Genomic DNA, 18,192 nt, shown 5'->3' on the forward strand with positions numbered 1-18,192 from the left:
ACACGACCGAGCGGATCCAAGGGGTCGTTGCGACCCCCGAACGGATCCTGAACGGCCCCCGAACGGATCGGTGTCGCGACGATCCCTGTGGTGCGGCAGTGAACCCAGGTCGTCACCGGGGCCTTTACCACTCCTTACCCGAAAATCTGCCGACTCCTTGACCCGGGACGGAGCCGGACGGGTGCCCGGGCCGCGTAGCTTGAGGGCGTAGGATGCCCTGCTCGCGACCTGGGAGGGCCGACATGACAGCAGCACGGTCCGTCCCCGAGGATCCGGCGGGCACCCCCGGATACCCACCCATCGCCGACCACGGGCTGATCGGTGACCTGCGCACCGTTGCGCTGGTGGACACCGGCGGCACGATCGACTGGTACTGCTGCCCACGCTTCGACGCGCCGAGCGTGTTCGGCTCGATACTGGACGCCACCCGGGGCGGATCGTTCGAGCTGAGCACCGATGTGCCCGCAAGGACCAGACAGTTCTACTTCCCCGACACCAACGTGCTGATCACCCGGTTCTCCGCGGCCGATGGGGTGGGCGAGATCCAGGACTTCATGCCGGTCACCGACGACTGCGGCGAGTGCGACCGGCACCGGCTGATCCGGCGGGTGAGGTGCGTGCGGGGATCGCTGCAGTTCCGGGCGCGGGTGGCTCCCCGGTTCGACTACGGCAGGCAGTCCCACGTCCTGAGCATGCGGGGCGGCCGGGCGGTCTTCGAGTCACCGTCGCTTTGCCTGGCCCTCTCCTCCAGCACCACCCTGGAGGCGGACGGCCAGGACGTGCGCTCGGAGTTCAAGCTCAACGAGGGCGAGTGGGCGGTGTTCGCCCTCGACAGGTTCGGCGCCGACGTGGCACCGCGTCCGTGCCCGATCGAGGAGGCCGAGGAGCAGTTCACCGCCACCGTCGCGTTCTGGCGCCGCTGGCTGTCGGCGTCGCGCTACCGCGGCCGGTGGCGGGAGATGGTGCACCGCTCCGCGCTGACGCTGAAGCTCCTCACCTACGCGCCCACCGGCGGGATCGTGGCCGCCGCGACGACCAGCCTGCCCGAGCGGATCGGCGGGGAGCGCAACTGGGACTACCGGTACGTCTGGATCCGCGACTCGGCGTTCTGCGTGTACGCGCTGCTCAGGCTGGGCTTCGGCGAGGAGGCCGAGGCGTTCATGGGCTTCCTGTCCAAGCACGTCAGCCGCGACTGCGGCGGCCCCTCGGGGCCGTTGCAGATCATGTACGGCATCGACGGACGCACCGAACTGCCCGAGGTCGAGCTGCCCCACCTGGAGGGCTACCAGGGCTCGGCCCCGGTGCGCGTCGGAAACGCCGCCGTGGGCCAGCTCCAGCTGGACATCTACGGCGCCCTCCTCGACTCGGTCTACCTCTACGACAAGTGGTACCGGCCGATCTCCAGCGCGCTCTGGGAAGAGGTCCACATCCTGGTGGACTGGGTCTGCGACAACTGGGACCGGCCGGACGAGGGCGTGTGGGAGACGCGCGGCGGGCGCAAGAACTTCGTCTACTCACGGCTGATGTGCTGGGTGGCGATCGAACGGGCCATGCGGATGGCCGCCCATCGCGGCCTGCCCGCCGACACGCAGCGCTGGCAGCTGGCCCGCGACGCGATCTACCGGCAGATCATGCGGCGTGGCTGGTCGGAGCGGCTGCGGGCGTTCGTCCAGCACTTCGATGACGACGTCCTCGACGCCTCGGTGATGATGATGCCGCTGGCCAAGTTCATCTCCCCCACCGACCCCAAGTGGCTGTCCACCCTTGACGCGCTCGGCGCGAACCTGGTGTCGGACTCGCTGGTCTACCGCTATGACCCCTCGGTCAGCCCGGACGGGCTACGCGGGCAGGACGGCACGTTCTCGATCTGCTCGTTCTGGTACGTCGAGGCGCTCACCCGCGCCGGGCGCCTGGACGAGGCGCGGCTGGCGTTCGAGAAGATGCTCACCTACGCCAACCACCTCGGCCTGTACGCCGAGGAGATCGGGCAGACCGGCGAGCAGCTCGGCAACTTCCCGCAGGCCTTCACCCACCTCTCACTGATCAGCGCCGCCTTCAACCTCGACCACGCCCTCGGCTGATCCCCGGACCACGGCGCTCGGGTATGAACACGCCCCGCGCCCCAACCGGCCGGCTCAGCGGGCGCTCTCCGGAACCGGCGGCTTGACCACGGTCCAGATCGTGACGGGCGTCATGGGCCGCCAGCCGGTGAAACCACCGACCGGGGCGGCCCTGCTGACCGCCAGCCGGAGCAGGTCTCCACCGAGTTCCCCCTGCCAGGAGGCCAGCACCGCCTCCGACTCGACGGTCACCGCGCCGGCCACCAGCCTGCCCCCCGGCCGCAGCGCCTTCCAGCAGCCCTCCACCACCCCGGGAACGGTCACCCCACCACCGATGAAGGCGGCGTCCGGCGACTCCAGCCCGGCGAGCGCGGCGGGGGCGGCACCGGTCACCACGTCGAGACCGGGAACTCCCAGCGCCGCGGCGTTGCGGGCGATCACGGCCGCCCGTGACGGGTGGGACTCCACCGCGACGGCCCGGTTCTCCGGATGGGCGCGCATCCACTCGACACCGACGCCTCCCGCCCCCGCCCCGACATCCCACAGCAGCTCGCCCGGGGCGGGCGCCAGCCGGGACAGGATGACCGCGCGCACCTCGCTCCCGGTGAGCCGGCCGTCGTGCTCGAACACCTCGTCCGGGAGACCGGGAAGGCGGGGCAGGGGAACGGTCCCGGCCTCCGCACGGCACTCCACCGCGACGACGTTGAGAGCGTGGGTCACCGGCAGGGACCACTGGCCGGCCGTACCGGAGATCACGCGCTCCGCTGCGCCACCCAGCCGTTCCAGGACCGTCATCGCGCTCGCGCCGTAACCTCGGGCGGCGAGCAGCCCGGCGACCCTGGCCGGAGTGTGGCCGTCGGCGCTGAGGACCAGGAGGCGGCGGCCGTCGTGGACGGCGGGGTGCAGCACCTCGACCGGACGCGCGACGAGGCTGACCACCTCGATCCGGTCGACCGCCCAGCCGAGCCTGGCGCAGGCCAGGGAGACCGACGACGGGTGCGGCAGAACTCGGACCCGGTCGGCGCCGAGCAGCCGTACCAGGGTCGCGCCGATACCGTGGAACATGGGATCGCCGCTGGCCAGCACGCACACCCGGCGCCCCCGGTGGGAGGCGATCAGATGGGGCAGGGCGGGCAGCAGCGGGGAGGGCCAGACGACGCGCTCGGCGCCGGGCTCGGGGACAAGCTCCAACTGCCGGGCGCCCCCCATCAGGACCTCGGCGGCGTGCAGTTCGCGCTGTGCCTCCGGGGAGAGTCCGGCCCAGCCGTCGGCTCCGATGCCGACGACGGTGACGAGATCAGACATTGCCCAGCACCCGGGTGGGACGGATCTCGATCACGACGAGCGTGCACAGATGACGTTCCCGCCAGAAGGCGCGAAACTCCTCTTCGCAGTCCTTCAACACCCGCTCCTTCCCGACGCCGTTCTACCGCTCCACCGGGCGACATGCTAGCCCGGCGCCGGGGCCGGCCGCGGATCGCGCCGCCGGACCCGGCGCCGGTCAGCCGTGCGCCGGTCTGACCAGGTCCTCCTCGAAGGGGGGCGCCGAGTCGCCGGTGTGCCCGACCGCTCGCCGCCGCTCAGCTTCCCGGATTGAAGATGACGTCGTCGGGCGTGATCCGCACGGTGATGCGCTGCTCATCCGGCTTCCTGAAGGGATAGGACTCCACACCGAGATACTTGTGCGCCAAGCCGTCGATGACCTCGTCCGCGCCCTCCGGCTCCAACCGGGCCTTCCCCGAGACACTGACCAGGCGATAGGCGTTCTCGGGGTCCAGGACGCTCACCGACACGCGCGGATCCTCGCGCAGGTGGCGCTCCTTGGCCCGGCCCACAGCCGTGTTGAAGACGACATCGTCTCCGTCGACGTCGACCCACACGACCGTGCTGTGCAGCGAACCGTCCGGCCTGGCTGTGGTCACCCAGGCATGGATCGGCTGCTTAAGCAGATTCTTCGCGTCTTCGCTCAATTTTCCCACAGGGACCTCCAGGTCACGGACGATGCCTACAGGGCAATCGAACATCGTTCGCGTGTGATCGATTCCGCCTCCCCCGAGAAACCGTCGGCGGTTCGCGGAACCGGGCACGCGTCCCGCCGGTAGCCGGTCGGAAATCTCCACCGGCGACGTCTCCGGTGCGGAATCCACTTCGGCGACGATCCCCCGACAGCCCGCGCGTTCGGTCGCCGCCCCCCGTGCAGGCGGCATCCTGGTAGGCATGAGTTATCGCATATGCCTGGTGTGCATGGGAAATATCTGCCGTTCCCCGATGGCCGAGGTCGTACTGAGAAAGATCCTCGACGACCACGGCCTGGGAGACCGCGTCACGGTCGACAGCGCGGGCACCGGTGACTGGCACCGGGGCAGTCCGATGGACGCGCGGGCCGCCGAGATACTCGCCGACCACGGCTACGACGGCTCGCGGCATCGGGCCCGGCAGTTCCTGCGCGACTGGTACGGCCGGGTCGACCTGGTGCTGGCCATGGACACCGACAACCTGCGCGCCCTGCGCCGCCTCGCCCCGGACGGCGCGGACGTGCGCCTGTTCCGCTCCTTCGATCCCGCGGCCCCGGAAGGCTCCGAGGTGCCCGACCCCTACTACGGCGAGCAGGAGGGTTTCGCCGAGGTGCTGGAGATGGTCGAGGCCGCCAGTGAGGGCCTGGCCAAATATCTTGTGGCCACACTCAGGTGAGACTCCCCCGGCCGGCCCTTCATGATCGGTGCCGATGTTCGGTTCCCGTTCTGAGGGGCATCGGAGCCACCGCCTTTACAAAGTAAGCCACAGACCTGGCACCCGGAGGTCACACGTCCCTGCGGGCGAGCACGACGAAGACCGCGACGACCGCGAGGACGTACCAGGTGGAGCGGACCGTGCGGAGCAGCCACTCCGCGGCCAGTACATCGACAGCCGGCAGGCCACCCGGCCCCTGGCGCCGCGAAAGGCCGGTCATCGCCCGCCTGCCCGGTACTCGACGCTGGCACCGGTCGGCTCCATGTACGCCTCCTCCAGGGAGGCGCTGCGCGGGGTGACCTCGTGCACGGCGAGGCCGCCCCCCGCGGCCAGGTCACCGATCGCCGCGACGTCCAGTCCCCTGACGTCCAGTCCCCCGCCGGGCTCCGTCTCGACTGTCGCCCCGGCGGCCTCCAGTACGCCGGTGAGCTCGGCGCCCCGGGGGGAGCGCACCAGCGCCCCGGTCATGGCGGGCGGCCAGGTCTCCGACCGTGGTCTCGGTGACCAGCCTGCCACGTCCGATGATCACGAAGCGGTCGGCGGTGAGCTCCATCTCGCTCATCAGGTGGCTGGAGAGCAGCACGGTGCGTCCCTCGGCGGCCAGCGAGCGCATCAGATGGCGGATCCACCGCACACCTTCCGGGTCGAGCCCGTTGACCGGCTCGTCGAACATCAGCACGCCCGGGTCACCGAGCAGTGCCGCCGCTATCCCCAACCGCTGACGCATGCCGAGCGAGAAGCCGCCGACCTGCCTGCGGGCCACCCCTGCCAGGCCCACCTGCTCCAGGACGTCCATCACCCTGAAGATCCCGATCCTGTTGCCGCGCGCCAGGCAGCGCAGGTGGTTGAGGGCGCTGCGACCGCCGTGCACCACGTTCGCGTCGAGCAGCGCGCCGACCTCGTGCATCGGGTACCGCATCGTGGCGTAGCGGCGCCCGTTGACGAGCCCGTGGCCCGAGGTGGGGGCGTCCAGGCTGAGCAGGACACGCATGGTGGTCGACTTGCCCGCGCCGTTGGGGCCGAGGAAGCCGGTGACCAGACCCGGTTTCACCTGGAACGACAGCCCGTCCACCACGGCTTTCTCACCGTAGCGTTTGGTCAGCCTGATGACTTCGATCATGCCGTCGAGGCTCTCGTGAGGCGGGGCGCGTCCGCGTCGGGCCACGGCGGGCACTTCGCGCTCGCCCCCGGGTCCGACGGCGGCGGCCACGGCGCGGAAAGGCGGGCCCCGGGGATGACGTCCCCCGGGTGGAGGCGAACACCAGCGCTCCCGGCGAGATCGCAGGCCGACCCCGGGCGGGAAACGCCTCGGCGAACGACTCATCCGCGAGCAGCGGGCCGAGCGCCTCACGGATACGGATCGCCAGTGTCCCCTTGGGAAACGAAGCCCGCACCATCCGAGCGGTCAGCTCCGGTACACCCTGATCGGCCCGCGGCTCCAGCGACATCCGGACTCCTCCTCGATCGGCGAACAGAGCGATCGTGGCAGCCTCGACTGTCCGTCATCAGCGGTTTGCGGATTTCCCAACGGAGTCCTAAAGGACGGAGATTCCCGCCTGCCGCGTGGGCTTCGGGTGGGTTACTGCTTCGCCGCGCTGCGCCGGGACAAGTCCCGGTCTGTTGAGTCGGCACGGGGCGCGGTGCCGGTGTTGCTACCGGTCCGTTTCCCCGTGCCGCTCGCCGAAGGAGGCGCGGATTCGCCGCCTTCCGGCCGTCCGAGGTGATCGCGAAATGAGTGAGACCCAGGTCGATACCGATCTCGGAGTCCGTCTCGGGCAGCGGCTGGTGCGAGGTCTCGACGACGAACGATGCGAAGTATCGGCCCGCCGGGTCCTTGACCACCGTCACCGACGATGGATCGGACGGCAGTGATCGGGACCGGCGAACCGGAACGTCCCCGATCTTCGGCAGGCGGAGTTTCCCGCCCGGCGTGACTGCGAACCGGGCGTTCTTGGTGAACCGGATCGCTTGCCGGGAATCCTTCCGCGACCGGAACCGAGGTGCGGCAACCTTGCGCCCCTTTCGCTTCCCGGAGATCGAGGCGAAGAAGTTGCGATACGCGGTGTTCAGGTCCGCGAGCGCCTGCTGCAACACCACCGCCGACACCTCGCCCAACCACTCCCGGTCCGGTGTGGCCTTGGCCTGCGTGATGACCCGCTTGGACAGGTCCCCGTCCGAGATGTACGGCAAGCCCTGCTCGCGGGCTTCCTGCCGTGCGCGCAGCCCGTCGTTGAACGCGGATGAGGTTGATCGCGGAGGCGGTGAGTATGACACCGAGGTGGGTCTTGGCCAGGCCGATATAGCGGGATCGGCGCATACCCGCGCGGACTGCTTGGGAGATCGTTCCTTCGACTCCTGCCCGGATCTTGTAGCGCTCTTTCCAGGCGTCGGTGTGTTGTTCGTGCCGGGCGTGTTCCAGCGCCTCGTGCTGGTCGCGGGGGCGGACGGTGAGCCGGCGTAGCCCGATCGTGGCGGTGGTGCACTGTGAGCGCAGTGGACAGGGGCCGCAGTCACGGCTTCGAAAGCGATCTTGATGACCGGTGCGCCGCGGCTGAGCTCCTGCCGCCACCTGCTGCCGGTATGGCCCGCCGGGCAGGTTGCGTGCTGCCGGTCGAAGTCGACGGCGAAGGCGTCCATGCCGAACCCGCGCGGTCATCTCGGGAATCTCTGGCCAAGGCCGCGGCCGCATCGACACCACAGGCTCCTCTCCACCGCCCGGCCAGGGGGACCCGAGCAGAGACAGCACATCCTGGACCAGAAAACGATCAACGCGAAGAAGACACCCCGAATTAGACAACGGAGTCCTTCAGGCCGGAGCACTGGCCCGCATTCTGGTAGCCGATCCGTGCGGCCTCCGCGATCGCCAGCGCCTCGCGGCGGGTGGGAGCGGCGACGGGCTGGCCCGCGTAGCGGACGGTGTGGTCGGGCGGCAGCAGGTCGATGACGTGTGCGGTGTCGGCGGTCACCGAGGTGACGCGGGCATGTACCCGGCCGGAGCGACGTCGCCGTGCTCGGCGCGCCAGGCGTCGACGAAGGCCGCGGCCTCCACCACGAACCCCGGCGTGCAGTAGCCGCACTGCAGGCCGTCGTGGACCGCGAACGCCCGCTGGACGGGGTGGTCGAGGCCCTCCGCAGTGACGATCTCGCGTTCCTCCAGGACGGCGGCGGGCAGCAGACAACTCGCCTGGGGCGTGCCGCCCACCATGCCCGTGCAGGCGCCGCAGACTCCGGTGCGGCAGACGGCCTTGGCGCCGGTGAGGCCGAGCCCGTCGCGGACGACCAGGTGACGACGGCGCTCGGCATGGCGGGCGCCGGGGAGGGGCCGGTGCTCAAAGCCCAGGTGATGGCCCTGATCTCGACGGCCCATGGCCTCGCAGAACTCGCGGTGGCCGGGCAGTTCGCGCACAAGGGACTCGGGTACGAGGACATCGTCGACGTCCTCGTGGCCCCCCACGGAGGGTGACGGCCCAGATCCCGGACGCCTCCTGACGCCGCCGCGCTCAGCTGCGGACGGCGTCCTCGAAATCGCGGCGCGGGACGGCGCCGGGGGCGTGGCCCTCCCCCGGCGGCGACACCTCGGCGCGCTCGGCGGTCGCAGCCACGTTGCGCAGCATCCGACCGAAGATCAGGGTGTGCAAGGGGGTGACCGCCCACCAGTAAAGATGCCCGGCCAGGCCGCAGGGGTGGAAGATCGCCCGCTGGCCGTAGACGGTCTCGCCCCGATGTTCGAGCACTCGCAGCTCCAGCCAGGCGACACCGGGCAGGCGCATCTCCGCGCGCAGCCGCAGCAGACGTCCCCGCTCGACCTCCTCCACCCGCCAGAAGTCGACCGAGTCGCCCACCCGGAGCCGCCGGGGGTCGCGGCGCCCCCTGCGCAGCCCCACCCCGCCGGCCAGCCGGTCGAGAAAACCGCGCAGGCGCCAGGCGAGGGGCAGCGAGTACCAGCCCATCTCACCGCCGATCGCCTCGATGACGGTCCAGAGAGCCTCCGGGGAGGCGTCGAGGCGGCGGGCCCGCGCGTCGAGGTAGAGGCTGCCGCCCGCCCAGGCGGGGTCGGTGGGCAGCGGGTCGCTCGGCGCGCCCGGGGTGGAGGCCGAGGACCAGCGGGTGAGGACCTTGGCCTCCCTGACCCGCTGGAGGGCGAGCTCGATCGCCCTTCTCAGCCCGACCAGGCCGCCCGGCGGGTCCTCCACATAGCGGGCGATTTCGTGCTCGGCGCAGACCGCCTCGTTGCGCAGCGACTCCACCAGCGGGCGGGCCAGCCCGGCGGGAACCGGGGTGACCAGCCCCACCCAGTGGCTCGACAGGCCGGGGCTGAGCATCGGGACCGGGATGATCAGCCGGCGGGTCAGCCCGGCGACCTCGGCGTAGACCCGCATCATGTCGGCGTAGGTCAGCACGTCCGGACCACCGATGTCGAAGGGCCGGTTCACCTCCTCCTCGACATCGGCCCAGGCCACGAGGTAGCGCAGCACGTCGCGGATCGCGATGGGCTGCGTCCTGGTGCCGACCCACCGCGGCGTCGTCATCACGGGCAGCCGCTCGGTGAGGTAGCGGAGCATCTCGAAGGAGGCGGAGCCGGAACCGATGATGACCGCCGCCCGCAGCACCACAGCGGGCACCGGGGAGCGCAGGAAGATCTCCCCCACCTCGGCGCGGGAGCGCATGTGCGGCGAGAGCTTCTCGTCAGGGGCCAGGCCGCCGAGGTAGACGACCCGGCGGACCCTCGCGCGCTCGCACGCGGCGGCGAAGACGGTGGCCGCCTCGCGGTCGGCGGCGGCGAAGTCGCTCCCCCCGCCCATCGTGTGGATCAGATAGTAGACCACGTCGATGCCCTCGAGCGCCTCGTCCGCCCGCTCGGCGTCGGCCGCGTCCGCCTGGGCGACCTCGACCCGGGAGATCCACGGCTGGTCGCGCAGGCGGTGCGCCGAGCGCACCATGCAACGGACCTCGTGACCCGCGTCCAGCAACTCGGGAACGAGCCGCCCTCCGATGTATCCGGCCGCGCCGGTCACGAGACATCTCACTCGACCATCTTCGTACGACCCCACCCGGCGGTCGCGGCCGGGCCCGGCTCACCGCTTCCGGCTCACAGCCGCCGCCGCAGGTCCTCGCGGATTCCCAGCAGGATCTCGCGGGTGCGCGTGGCCGGTTCGGCCTCGATGCACAGGCGCTCCATGACCTCCAGGTAGCTGTCGACGTGGTCACGCTTCTCCAGGTAGACGGCGCTGGTCAGCTGCTCCAGGTAGACCACGTCGGGCAGGTCGGGCTGGGCGAACCGCAGGATGCTGAAGGGCCCCCCGGCCGCGGCGTGCCCGCCCACGCTGAAGGGCACGATCTGGACTGTCACTTTGGGCAGTTCGAGCGCCTCCAGAATGTGGTCGATCTGCTCGCACATCACCTGGATCCCGCCGAGCGGGCGGCGCAGCACGGCCTCGTCCAGCACGGCCCACAGGTAGGGCGGTGCGGAGCCGCGCAGCAGCCGCTGGCGCGCCATGCGCAGCCGCACCCGGCGATCCAGCTCCTGCGGGGAGGCGGAGGGGAAGCCCAGCTGCACCACGGCCCGCGCGTAACCCTCGCTCTGCAGCAGCCCCGGCACGAACTGGACCTCGTAGTTGCGGATGCCGCTGGCCGACTCCTCCAGACCCACGTACGTCTCGAACCAGCTGGGCAGCACGTCGTTGTAGTTGTGCCACCAGCCGGCGAGGTTGGCCTTCTCGACGAGGGACAGCAGCGGCTCCCGCTCGTTCTCGCTGGTCACGCCGTACAGGGTGAGCAGGTCGGCGACGTCCCTGATCCGGAAGCTGACCCTGCCGTGCTCCATGCGGCTGACCTTCGAGTGCGAGGCCCGGATGGCGCGCCCCGCATCCTCCAGGGTGATGCCCCGGTGCTCGCGCAGGCGGCGAAGCTGTGCTCCCAGGACGATCCGCAGCACCGTGGAACTGTCCCTCGGCACGGCCATGGGTGTTGGAACGACCGGCTGACCGTCGGCGTGAGGTGTGATCATCTACAGTCCTTTGGGCACGGAACGCGAGCCTGTTCCCACTTCCTTGTGGCGATCGCGACCTTTCACAGTACTCCGCTCGCCAAACCCGGACCATAGAGAATTTTAGTTTTCAACCATCCCCCGCCGACGGTCAGGTGATCAGGTCGTCGAACTCCCCGCCCTTCACCCCTCGGACGAAGGCGTCGGCCTCCCGGCGCGTGTAGATCAGCGCGGGCCCATCGGGATCGCGGGAGTTGCGCATCGCGACCCTGCCATCGGGGAGTTCCGCGAGCTCAACACAGTTGCCGCTGGGGTTGCTGAAGTGGCTCTTTCGCCAGACGATGCCGCCCATCAGGGCTGCCGACATGCCGTTGTACAGCTGGTTCATCCTCGCCTCTCACCGATTAGGGAGGGAAACAACAACACGAGCATAGAGCTTTTTGTGCAGATGCACGTGCATCTGTACTTGCCTATGCACATTACGGCGTGCAAGATGACTATACGGATCGCCCTTGCCGCACGATCGCCCACCCCCCAAGGTCGTCGATGACTGGTTGCCAGAGACACGAAGCCACACCCATCCGAGCTGAGATCGGAGGGTGGGAACGGTGGTTGTCGATGCTCGATCACCTACTGCCCCCGAGCGGCCTGCCCCCCTGGGCCGGCGGCGAGGGCCACGTCGACCGGCTGCAGATGGCCGTGCGTAGCTTTCGCCACGACCCGTACGCCGCGCGGACCGCCCGCGAGTTCACCGCCGGCGCCCTGCGCGCCTGGGAGCTCGAGCAACTGATCGACGACACCGGTGTCGTGGTCTCCGAACTCGTGACCAACGCCGTGCGTCACGGCACGCGGGGCGTCCCGCACTCCCGGGCCTGCCCCGAGGTCAAGGTGATCCTCTGCCACACCGAACGCTCGATGCTGTGCGCGGTCACCGACCCCAGCGACCAGGAGCCCTGCCTGCGCGAGCCCGACTACGAGGCGGAGAGCGGCCGGGGACTACAGGTGGTCGACGGCGTCAGCGAGATGTGGGGCTGGGCTCCCCTGGAGACCCGCGGCAAGGCGGTGTGGGCGGCCTTCGCCCTCCCGGGAAGAGGGAAACGCCACCTGGAGGCCTGCCACTGACCACGACGCGGTCCGTCACCGGCGAGACGGAGCCCAACCGGAGCGCAGACGGCCGGGTACCGAGAAGATGCCCCCAGAAGGATTATCCACCGGAAACACGGCACACCGCGGCCGGAAAGCCGATAATGTCCGCTGAAAACCGCACCGCCGGACGGAGGACATCATGGGGCCGCCACAGCCTGAACGCCTCAGGTTCGACCCCACGATCCCGAACGCGGGCCGGATCTCCAACTACTTTCTGGGCGGCAAGGACAACTTCGCCGCCGACCGCGACGCCGCACGGGTGGCACTCGAACTGGCCCCCGAACTCCCCGCCTTGTCGAGGGAGGGACGCAGGTTTCTCGGCCGCGTCGTGCGGTTTCTCGCCGAGACCGGCATACGCCAGTTCGTCGACATCGGCTGCGGCCTGCCGACCCAGGGCAGCGTGCACCAGATCCTGCATGGCATCGCTCCCGACGCGCGGGTCGTCTACGTCGACAACGACCCGATGGTCGTCGTCCACGCCCAGGCCCTCCTGAAGGAGGACAGCCGGGCCACGGTCATCGAAGCCGACGCCCGCGACCCGGAAGGCCTCCTGGCCCATCCCGACCTCACCGGCATGATCGACCTCGACCGGCCCGTGGCGTTCCTCCTCTTCTCGTTCCTGACCGACCTCCCGGACGACGCCGAGGCCGCGCAGGTCACGGCCACTCTGCGGAAGGCCATGGCCCCTGGCAGCCACATGGCCATCTCCCACGCGGTCTCGGACCTGTGTCCGGAAAGAACCGCGAAGCTCGCCGACCTCTATCAGGACCGCGGGTCGATCACCGGGCCCCGCCGCGCGAACCTACGGACCAGAGCCGAGGTCGAGCCTTTCCTCGACGGGTTGAAACCGGTCGAGCCGGGCCTCGTCTACATCACCCAGTGGCGACCGGAGGGCGAGGTGCCCCACCGGCCGGACTCCATCTGGGTCGTCGGCGGAGTGGGCCGCAAGGACGAATCCTGACCGTGTCGCCCGTTCCCCTGTCGGACGCGCAAAGAACGGCCGGGGAGCGGGCACGAGACGGCCACGGCTGAGGGGCGCCCCCCGTGAGCACCCCTCCTCCGGTCGGATCACGGCTCGGGCCGCCGGATCGCGACCACCACGATCACTCGGGCTTGAGCACCCCGTCGATGAGGTAGACGACGGCGTTGGAGGTCTGAATGTCGCCACAGACGACCTTGGCGTCGTTGACCGTGTAGTCCTCACCGGAACCCTTGACCTTCAGCGTGCCCCCCTCCATCGTGGTCAGTTCGCCCTCAGCGAGGTCCTGCGGAGTCTTCTTCCCCTCGACGACGTGGTGGCCCAGGAGCTTGGTCAGCTTCTCCTTGTCGCCCATGATCTTGTCGAGCTTCTCCTTCGGAATCTTGTCGAAGGCGGCGTTGGTGGGCGCGAACACCGTGATGTCCTTGGCGGAGTTGAGCTTCTCGGTCAGACCGGCCTGCTCGATCGCCTTGGACAGCGTGGACAGGTCGGGGCTGGAGGCGATGGCGGTGGCGACCGGCTGCGTCGCCATCTCGCTGGGGCTTCCCGCCCCGCTGGTGGGCAGGGACGCGCAGCCGGGGCCAAACGGCTCCGTCATCACGCCCGACGGCTCGGGCGACCCGCTCTCGCCGGGCATCATGGATTCCGTGGGTGCGGGGCTCTCCGTCGGCGGGCTGGGGGCCATGTCCGTCGGAACCGGCGTGGGAGAGGTGATGCGCGCGGGGGCGGCGACCGCCTGCGCTGCGGGAACGGCGGTCAGGGCGAGCACCGTCAGGGCCGATGCCAGAAGAGACTTCTGCTTCACGGTTATCTCCTTGATTGGACGGATGAGCCATCGGGGTCCGTCGGCCGGTTCCCGAGCCACTCATGTGCTGTATTGGAGATCAATTCCCTGAGATTTGGCGCTAAATGCCCCATTAGAAGACTCTTGACCACATATCTCCCGAGAAAGAGGGCCATTTTCCATCCGGCAGAGCGTTAATTCAGACGCGCCGTATCCCCGTACAGTGGGGGCATGAGCCCGAAGATCGCGACCAACGAGGTCGTCTCACGCGACCGGCTTCTGGATTTCCTCCGTGATCGCCACCGCGCGCTGGTCATCACGACGCGGCGCGACGGCAGGCCACAGGCATCCCCGGTGACCTGCGGCGTCGACGCCGAGGGCCGCATCGTGGTGTCCACCTACCCCGAGCGCGCCAAGGCCTCGAACGCCCGCCGTGACCCCCGGGTGAGCGTCGTGGTCCTGTCGGAGGACTTCGACGGCCCCTGGGTGCAGGTGGACTGCACGGCCGAGGTCCTGGACCTGCCCGACGCCCTCGAACCCCTGGTCGACTACTACCGGTCGATCTCCGGCGAGCACCCCGACTGGGACGAGTACCGTGCGGCCATGACCCGGCAGGGCAAGTCGCTGCTGCGCCTCACCCCCGAGCGCTGGGGCCCGATCGCCACGGGAGGCTTCCCCGCCCGGCTGGCCTGAGCATCACCTCGGGTCGGTACGGGCCCCTACCCCAGCTTCACGGTGATCTCTCCACCGAGCCGGAAACCGCCGGTCAGCTCAAGGTCGTCACCGCTCCAGAACCGGCCGGGGTCGTACCAGTTCGGCCTGCGGCCGCCGGGCAGGAGCCCCATGGCCTCGTAGGTGACCGCGACGACCTCGGCGCAGTAGGCGCTCTCCAGGGCGCTCTCCCCCGTACCCCGCTTGAAGATCTTGGGCACCCGCCCCTTCATCCAGCGACCGGCGAGCCTGGCCGTCGACGGGAACGGCGTGCCGTCCAGCCGGGCGACGGTGCGCAGGACGGCGTCCTCCATCTCTCGGGTGGTCTGCGGCTCCAGCTGCCTCAGCCAGCCGCGCTGGCCGTATCTGGTGGCCCAGACCGTGACCGCCTCCTGCAGGTCGTGCAACTGGACGCCGCGCTGGTGGGTCCCAGACCACAGGTCGGGCAGGGACCGGCCCAGCTCGGCGTGCCACATCATGGGGGGCATGTCGTCGATGACCACCGACATGCCGACGTGGTTCACGGGGCTGTTCGTCATGGTCTGGATGGCTCGATCGGGCACCGTTCGGCCGCGGAACAGCCACACGTCGCCGGTGCGGGTCAGGTTGACTGCCTCATCGAGGCTGATGCTCTTGCCGGACATTCCGCTAGCGTAGGCACATGCGATGGTGGAAGGTAATCGGTCTGGCAGGTGTCGCAGGTGTCGCGGCCACGGGGGTGGTGATCGCGCGAGCCCAGCGCCGCCGGCAGGCCTACACCCCCGATGAGATCCGCACCCGCCTCCGCGCCCGTCTGGAGGAGTCCTCCCAGGACGACCCCAAGGCCGTCGCCCCCGCCGACCAGGTCCCCTGACCGTTCGGCCGCGACCGTCCGGGAATCAGCCGAAACGGATCGCGGCCGGTGGACGGCCGGTGGGCTCATCGGTTCTCCTTGAGGACCAGGGCCGCGGCGCCGTACAGACCGGCGTCGCGTTCCAGACGGGTGCGCTCGACGTTCAGGCGGCGCAGGAAGCCGAGGCCCGCCTGTTTGGCGACCGCCTGGCGCAGCGGGGTGAGCAGGGTCTCGCCCGCCCCGGAAACGCCGCCTCCGATGACGACGTCGTCGATGTCGAAGAGCGCCGCCGTGCTGAGGATCGCCACGGCCAGCGCGTCGGCGGCTCGTTGGAAGGCCATCTGGGCGACGGCGACCCCCCGCGTGGCGTCGGCCGAGAGCGTGCGGGCGTCCGGGGGCATGCCGGGGTCGCCCCAGCCGTTGGCCAGCGCCCAGCGGACCATGCTGGGGCCGCTGGCGATCGTCTCCAGGCAGCCGATCGCTCCGCAGGGGCAGAGCTCGCCATCACGGTCCACGGAGATGTGCCCGATGTGCCCGGCGTTTCCTGTCGGTCCCAGGTACGGCACGCCGCCGAGAACCAGCCCGCCGCCCACTCCGGTGGAGACCACGATGCCCAGCAGTGCCCGGGAGCGCGAGCCGTGGCCGCCCCGCCACCACTCCCCCAGCGCCATGCACTGCGCGTCTCCGGCGAGCCTGACGGGGAGGCCGGGAAGGAGCTCGCTCACCGTGCCGACCAGCGGGAAGTCACGCCAGGAGGGGATGTTCACCGGGCTGACCGTGCCGGCGACGGCGTCAAGGGGGCCCGCGGAGCCGATGCCGACCCCGCTCAGCTCTCCGGCGCCGGTGCCGGTGCCGGCGTCCGCGCCGACACCTCGGACCAGTGAGACCAGCGAGACCAGCGTCGCCGCGGGGTCGTGGCCGACCGGCAGCTCCGCCCTGCGGACCATGGTGCCGTCCGGCCGGACCAGCGCGGCGGCGAACTTGGTGCCGCCGATGTCGATCGCGAGGGCGGTCACCGGCCGGCTCCGCCGGCGCGCCGGGGCACGGGGGGATGGCAGACGGCCACCGTGACCACCACGTGGCGCAAGGGGATCCTCCGCTGGTCAATGGAACAAAGGGTACGTTCCCCCGGCGATCGGGCAAACAGGCTGAAGGTATGACGGTATTGACAACGTTGTCAACGACACGCGGGAGTGCGGAGCCCCGGTCCGCCACAGGAGCCGGACAATTTGCGAAAACTGTCCGCTTCAAAGGTGGATACGGTTAGCTCAGGAGTGACGTGAGGAGACTGTGATGACGCACGAACGCGCGGGACAGCCCGCCGGACCGTCCGATCTGGTCGATGTGGCGCACCTGGTGACGTCCTACTACGCCCTGCACCCCGATCCGGGCGAAGTCGGCCAGCGAGTGGCGTTCGGGACATCGGGACACCGGGGCTCCTCGTTGAACGTCGCGTTCAACGAGGACCACATCCTCGCGACCAGCCAGGCCATCGTGGAGTACCGGGCCGCCCAGGGCGTCGACGGCCCGCTGTTCCTCGGTGCCGACAGCCACGCGCTGTCGGAACCGGCCCGGGTTTCCGCGCTGGAGGTCTTCGCGGCCAACGGGGTGACGGTAATGATCGACAGCCGGGACGGCTACACCCCGACACCGGCGGTCTCCCACGCGATCCTGACCCACAACCGGGCGCGTACCGCGGGACGCGCCGACGGCGTGGTGGTGACCCCCTCGCACAACCCACCCGGCGACGGCGGCTTCAAGTACAACCCGCCGCACGGCGGCCCGGCGGACACCGACGCCACCACGTGGATCCAAGACCGGGCCAACGCGCTGATCGCCGGAGGCATGAAAGAGGTCAGGCGACTCCCGTACACCAAGGCGCTGGCCGCCGACACGACCGGCCGTTACGACTTTCTCGGCCAATATGTGGACGACCTGCCCTCGGTGCTCGACCTTGACGCCATCCGGGAGGCGGGGGTGCGCATCGGCGCCGACCCGCTGGGCGGGGCAAGCGTCGCCTACTGGGGGGAGATCGCCGAACGGCACCGGCTGGACCTGACGGTCATCAACCCGCTGACCGATCCGACCTGGCGGTTCATGACGCTTGACTGGGACGGCAGGATCCGGATGGACTGCTCGTCGCCGTACGCGATGGCCTCGCTCATCGCCAACCGCGACGCCTTCGACGTCTCCACCGGCAACGACGCCGATGCCGACCGGCACGGCATCGTCACCCCCGACACCGGGCTGATGAACCCCAACCACTACCTCGCCGTGGCCATCTCCTACCTCTACTCCCACCGGCCCGGCTGGCCCGCGGACGCGGGGATCGGCAAGACACTGGTCAGCAGCCGGATGATCGACCTGGTGGCCGCGGATGAGGGCAGGCGGCTGATGGAGGTCCCCGTCGGGTTCAAGTGGTTCGTCCCGGGCCTGCTGGACGGCTCGCTGGGCTTCGGCGGCGAGGAGAGCGCCGGAGCATCGTTCCTGAGGCGCGACGGTGAGGTGTGGACCACCGACAAGGACGGCCTGATCCTGGCGCTGCTCGCCTCGGAGATCATCGCGACCACCGGCCGTTCGCCGAGCGAGCACTACGCCGACCTGGTGGCCAGGTTCGGCGACCCCGCCTACGCCCGCGTCGACGCCCCCGCGACCCGGCAGGAGAAGGCGGTGCTCGCCAGGCTCTCGGCCGAGCAGGTCACCGCCGGCACCCTCGCCGGGGAGACGATCACGCAGGTGCTCACCTCCGCCCCCGGCAACGGCGCCGCCATCGGCGGACTCAAGGTCTCCACCGAGAGCGCCTGGTTCGCCGCCCGGCCCTCGGGCACCGAGGACGTGTACAAGATCTACGCCGAATCCTTCAGGGGAACCGAGCACCTGGCACAGGTCCAGCGGGAGGCACGCGACCTGGTCTCGGCGTCTCTGCGCGGGCGGTGACGGGGTGGATCCGTCCGGTGCCCCCCG

19 protein-coding genes and 3 pseudogenes are annotated in these 18,192 nt (G+C 70.1%); 8 read left to right on the forward strand and 14 right to left on the reverse strand.

Translation table 11 applies throughout. The annotated features are described in order from the left end of the window. Nucleotides 1-242 precede the first annotated feature (242 nt). Complete coding sequence (locus tag OG884_RS35585) at nt 243-2,081, forward strand: glycoside hydrolase family 15 protein (RefSeq protein ID WP_326640221.1); 1,839 nt, start codon at nt 243-245, stop codon at nt 2,079-2,081. Between the two features lie 54 nt (nt 2,082-2,135). Here OG884_RS35585 and cbiE read toward each other — a convergent pair whose 3' ends face one another. Together cbiE and OG884_RS35595 are read right to left on the reverse strand one after the other, a co-directional pair. Then, on the reverse strand, nt 2,136-3,365 hold the full coding sequence (cbiE, locus tag OG884_RS35590; protein ID WP_326640223.1) for a precorrin-6y C5,15-methyltransferase (decarboxylating) subunit CbiE: 1,230 nt from the start codon (nt 3,363-3,365) through the stop codon (nt 2,136-2,138). 275 nt (nt 3,366-3,640) lie between these two features. Continuing rightward, nucleotides 3,641-4,207 (reverse strand): TIGR03618 family F420-dependent PPOX class oxidoreductase, encoded by a 567-nt coding sequence (locus OG884_RS35595; RefSeq protein ID WP_326640224.1) that lies wholly within the window; start codon nt 4,205-4,207, stop codon nt 3,641-3,643. Between the two features lie 70 nt (nt 4,208-4,277). Here OG884_RS35595 and OG884_RS35600 point away from each other — a divergent pair, with 70 nt between their 5' ends. Next, complete coding sequence (locus tag OG884_RS35600; protein ID WP_326640226.1) at nt 4,278-4,751, forward strand: low molecular weight protein-tyrosine-phosphatase; 474 nt, start codon at nt 4,278-4,280, stop codon at nt 4,749-4,751. 109 nt (nt 4,752-4,860) lie between these two features. Here the strand turns inward: OG884_RS35600 and OG884_RS35605 are convergent, their stop codons facing one another. From OG884_RS35605 to OG884_RS35625, 6 genes and pseudogenes are all read right to left on the reverse strand, one after another. Continuing rightward, on the reverse strand, nt 4,861-5,010 hold the full coding sequence (locus OG884_RS35605; protein ID WP_326640227.1) for a hypothetical protein: 150 nt from the start codon (nt 5,008-5,010) through the stop codon (nt 4,861-4,863). A gap of 114 nt (nt 5,011-5,124) precedes the next feature. Then, on the reverse strand, nt 5,125-5,910 hold the full coding sequence (locus OG884_RS35610; RefSeq protein ID WP_442811600.1) for an ABC transporter ATP-binding protein: 786 nt from the start codon (nt 5,908-5,910) through the stop codon (nt 5,125-5,127). Nucleotides 5,911-6,458: 548 nt separating this feature from the next. Continuing rightward, nucleotides 6,459-7,064: pseudogene (locus tag OG884_RS35615) on the reverse strand (RNA-guided endonuclease InsQ/TnpB family protein); the annotation flags it as partial. A gap of 19 nt (nt 7,065-7,083) precedes the next feature. Next, nucleotides 7,084-7,479, reverse strand: a pseudogene (locus OG884_RS37780) (transposase); the annotation flags it as partial. Nucleotides 7,480-7,579: 100 nt separating this feature from the next. Beyond that, nucleotides 7,580-7,756 (reverse strand): hypothetical protein, encoded by a 177-nt coding sequence (locus OG884_RS35620; RefSeq protein ID WP_326640229.1) that lies wholly within the window; start codon nt 7,754-7,756, stop codon nt 7,580-7,582. A 26-nt stretch (nt 7,757-7,782) separates the two neighbouring features. Continuing rightward, a pseudogene (locus OG884_RS35625) lies at nt 7,783-8,093 on the reverse strand ((2Fe-2S)-binding protein); the annotation flags it as partial. A gap of 22 nt (nt 8,094-8,115) precedes the next feature. On the opposite strand from OG884_RS35625, the gene OG884_RS35630 reads away from it, so the two are divergent. Continuing rightward, on the forward strand, nt 8,116-8,253 hold the full coding sequence (locus OG884_RS35630) for a hypothetical protein (RefSeq protein WP_326640230.1): 138 nt from the start codon (nt 8,116-8,118) through the stop codon (nt 8,251-8,253). Between the two features lie 37 nt (nt 8,254-8,290). On the opposite strand, the gene OG884_RS35635 is transcribed toward OG884_RS35630, so the two are convergent. The 3 genes from OG884_RS35635 to OG884_RS35645 all read right to left on the reverse strand — a co-directional run bounded on the left by OG884_RS35635 (nt 8,291) and on the right by OG884_RS35645 (nt 11,164). Then, nucleotides 8,291-9,817: an SDR family oxidoreductase gene (locus OG884_RS35635; RefSeq protein WP_326640232.1), complete on the reverse strand. Its 1,527-nt coding sequence runs from the start codon at nt 9,815-9,817 to the stop codon at nt 8,291-8,293. A 62-nt stretch (nt 9,818-9,879) separates the two neighbouring features. Continuing rightward, nucleotides 9,880-10,797, reverse strand: coding sequence for a helix-turn-helix domain-containing protein (locus tag OG884_RS35640; RefSeq protein WP_326640234.1), 918 nt, complete (start codon nt 10,795-10,797; stop codon nt 9,880-9,882). A 130-nt stretch (nt 10,798-10,927) separates the two neighbouring features. Next, a complete protein-coding gene (locus tag OG884_RS35645; protein WP_326640236.1) occupies nt 10,928-11,164 on the reverse strand; it encodes a DUF397 domain-containing protein in 237 nt (78 codons plus the stop codon). A gap of 230 nt (nt 11,165-11,394) precedes the next feature. Here OG884_RS35645 and OG884_RS35650 point away from each other — a divergent pair, with 230 nt between their 5' ends. Together OG884_RS35650 and OG884_RS35655 are read left to right on the forward strand one after the other, a co-directional pair. Continuing rightward, nucleotides 11,395-11,898 (forward strand): ATP-binding protein, encoded by a 504-nt coding sequence (locus OG884_RS35650; protein ID WP_326640237.1) that lies wholly within the window; start codon nt 11,395-11,397, stop codon nt 11,896-11,898. Between the two features lie 163 nt (nt 11,899-12,061). Then, entirely contained in the window at nt 12,062-12,883 is an 822-nt protein-coding gene (locus OG884_RS35655; protein WP_326640239.1) for an SAM-dependent methyltransferase, read from the forward strand. Between the two features lie 142 nt (nt 12,884-13,025). On the opposite strand, the gene OG884_RS35660 is transcribed toward OG884_RS35655, so the two are convergent. Next, nucleotides 13,026-13,706: a fasciclin domain-containing protein gene (locus OG884_RS35660; RefSeq protein ID WP_326640240.1), complete on the reverse strand. Its 681-nt coding sequence runs from the start codon at nt 13,704-13,706 to the stop codon at nt 13,026-13,028. Nucleotides 13,707-13,916: 210 nt separating this feature from the next. Between OG884_RS35660 and OG884_RS35665 the strand changes: the two genes are divergently transcribed. Further along, nucleotides 13,917-14,378: a PPOX class F420-dependent oxidoreductase gene (locus OG884_RS35665; RefSeq protein ID WP_326640242.1), complete on the forward strand. Its 462-nt coding sequence runs from the start codon at nt 13,917-13,919 to the stop codon at nt 14,376-14,378. 26 nt (nt 14,379-14,404) lie between these two features. Here the strand turns inward: OG884_RS35665 and OG884_RS35670 are convergent, their stop codons facing one another. Then, the gene (locus OG884_RS35670) at nt 14,405-15,040 is read right to left on the reverse strand and encodes a hypothetical protein (protein WP_326640244.1); all 636 of its coding nucleotides are present in this window, start codon (nt 15,038-15,040) and stop codon (nt 14,405-14,407) included. A gap of 17 nt (nt 15,041-15,057) precedes the next feature. On the opposite strand from OG884_RS35670, the gene OG884_RS35675 reads away from it, so the two are divergent. Next, nucleotides 15,058-15,249 carry a hypothetical protein gene (locus tag OG884_RS35675; protein WP_326640246.1) on the forward strand — a complete coding sequence of 64 codons (192 nt, stop codon included), beginning with the start codon at nt 15,058-15,060 and terminating at the stop codon, nt 15,247-15,249. Between the two features lie 65 nt (nt 15,250-15,314). Here OG884_RS35675 and OG884_RS35680 read toward each other — a convergent pair whose 3' ends face one another. Beyond that, nucleotides 15,315-16,244: an ROK family protein gene (locus tag OG884_RS35680; protein ID WP_326640248.1), complete on the reverse strand. Its 930-nt coding sequence runs from the start codon at nt 16,242-16,244 to the stop codon at nt 15,315-15,317. Nucleotides 16,245-16,521: 277 nt separating this feature from the next. Between OG884_RS35680 and pgm the strand changes: the two genes are divergently transcribed. Further along, entirely contained in the window at nt 16,522-18,165 is a 1,644-nt protein-coding gene (gene pgm / locus OG884_RS35685; RefSeq protein WP_326640250.1) for a phosphoglucomutase (alpha-D-glucose-1,6-bisphosphate-dependent), read from the forward strand. Nucleotides 18,166-18,192 lie beyond the last annotated feature (27 nt).

It is taken from the genome of Streptosporangium sp. NBC_01755, from assembly GCF_035917995.1.
In the GTDB taxonomy this organism is placed as follows: Bacteria; Actinomycetota; Actinomycetes; order Streptosporangiales; family Streptosporangiaceae; genus Streptosporangium.

What these genes read in the sequence shown, in the direction of transcription:
- OG884_RS35585 (WP_326640221.1), top strand. Translation starts at nt 243, where the DNA reads ATGACAGCAGCACGGTCCGTCCCCGAGGATCCGGCGGGCACCCCCGGA.
- cbiE (WP_326640223.1), bottom strand. Translation starts at nt 3,365, where the DNA reads ATGTCTGATCTCGTCACCGTCGTCGGCATCGGAGCCGACGGCTGGGCC.
- OG884_RS35600 (WP_326640226.1), top strand. Translation starts at nt 4,278, where the DNA reads ATGAGTTATCGCATATGCCTGGTGTGCATGGGAAATATCTGCCGTTCC.
- OG884_RS35605 (WP_326640227.1), bottom strand. Translation starts at nt 5,010, where the DNA reads ATGACCGGCCTTTCGCGGCGCCAGGGGCCGGGTGGCCTGCCGGCTGTC.
- OG884_RS35610 (WP_442811600.1), bottom strand. Translation starts at nt 5,910, where the DNA reads ATGATCGAAGTCATCAGGCTGACCAAACGCTACGGTGAGAAAGCCGTG.
- OG884_RS35640 (WP_326640234.1), bottom strand. Translation starts at nt 10,797, where the DNA reads ATGATCACACCTCACGCCGACGGTCAGCCGGTCGTTCCAACACCCATG.
- OG884_RS35645 (WP_326640236.1), bottom strand. Translation starts at nt 11,164, where the DNA reads ATGAACCAGCTGTACAACGGCATGTCGGCAGCCCTGATGGGCGGCATC.
- OG884_RS35650 (WP_326640237.1), top strand. Translation starts at nt 11,395, where the DNA reads ATGCTCGATCACCTACTGCCCCCGAGCGGCCTGCCCCCCTGGGCCGGC.
- OG884_RS35655 (WP_326640239.1), top strand. Translation starts at nt 12,062, where the DNA reads ATGGGGCCGCCACAGCCTGAACGCCTCAGGTTCGACCCCACGATCCCG.
- OG884_RS35665 (WP_326640242.1), top strand. Translation starts at nt 13,917, where the DNA reads ATGAGCCCGAAGATCGCGACCAACGAGGTCGTCTCACGCGACCGGCTT.
- OG884_RS35670 (WP_326640244.1), bottom strand. Translation starts at nt 15,040, where the DNA reads ATGTCCGGCAAGAGCATCAGCCTCGATGAGGCAGTCAACCTGACCCGC.
- OG884_RS35675 (WP_326640246.1), top strand. Translation starts at nt 15,058, where the DNA reads ATGCGATGGTGGAAGGTAATCGGTCTGGCAGGTGTCGCAGGTGTCGCG.
- pgm (WP_326640250.1), top strand. Translation starts at nt 16,522, where the DNA reads ATGACGCACGAACGCGCGGGACAGCCCGCCGGACCGTCCGATCTGGTC.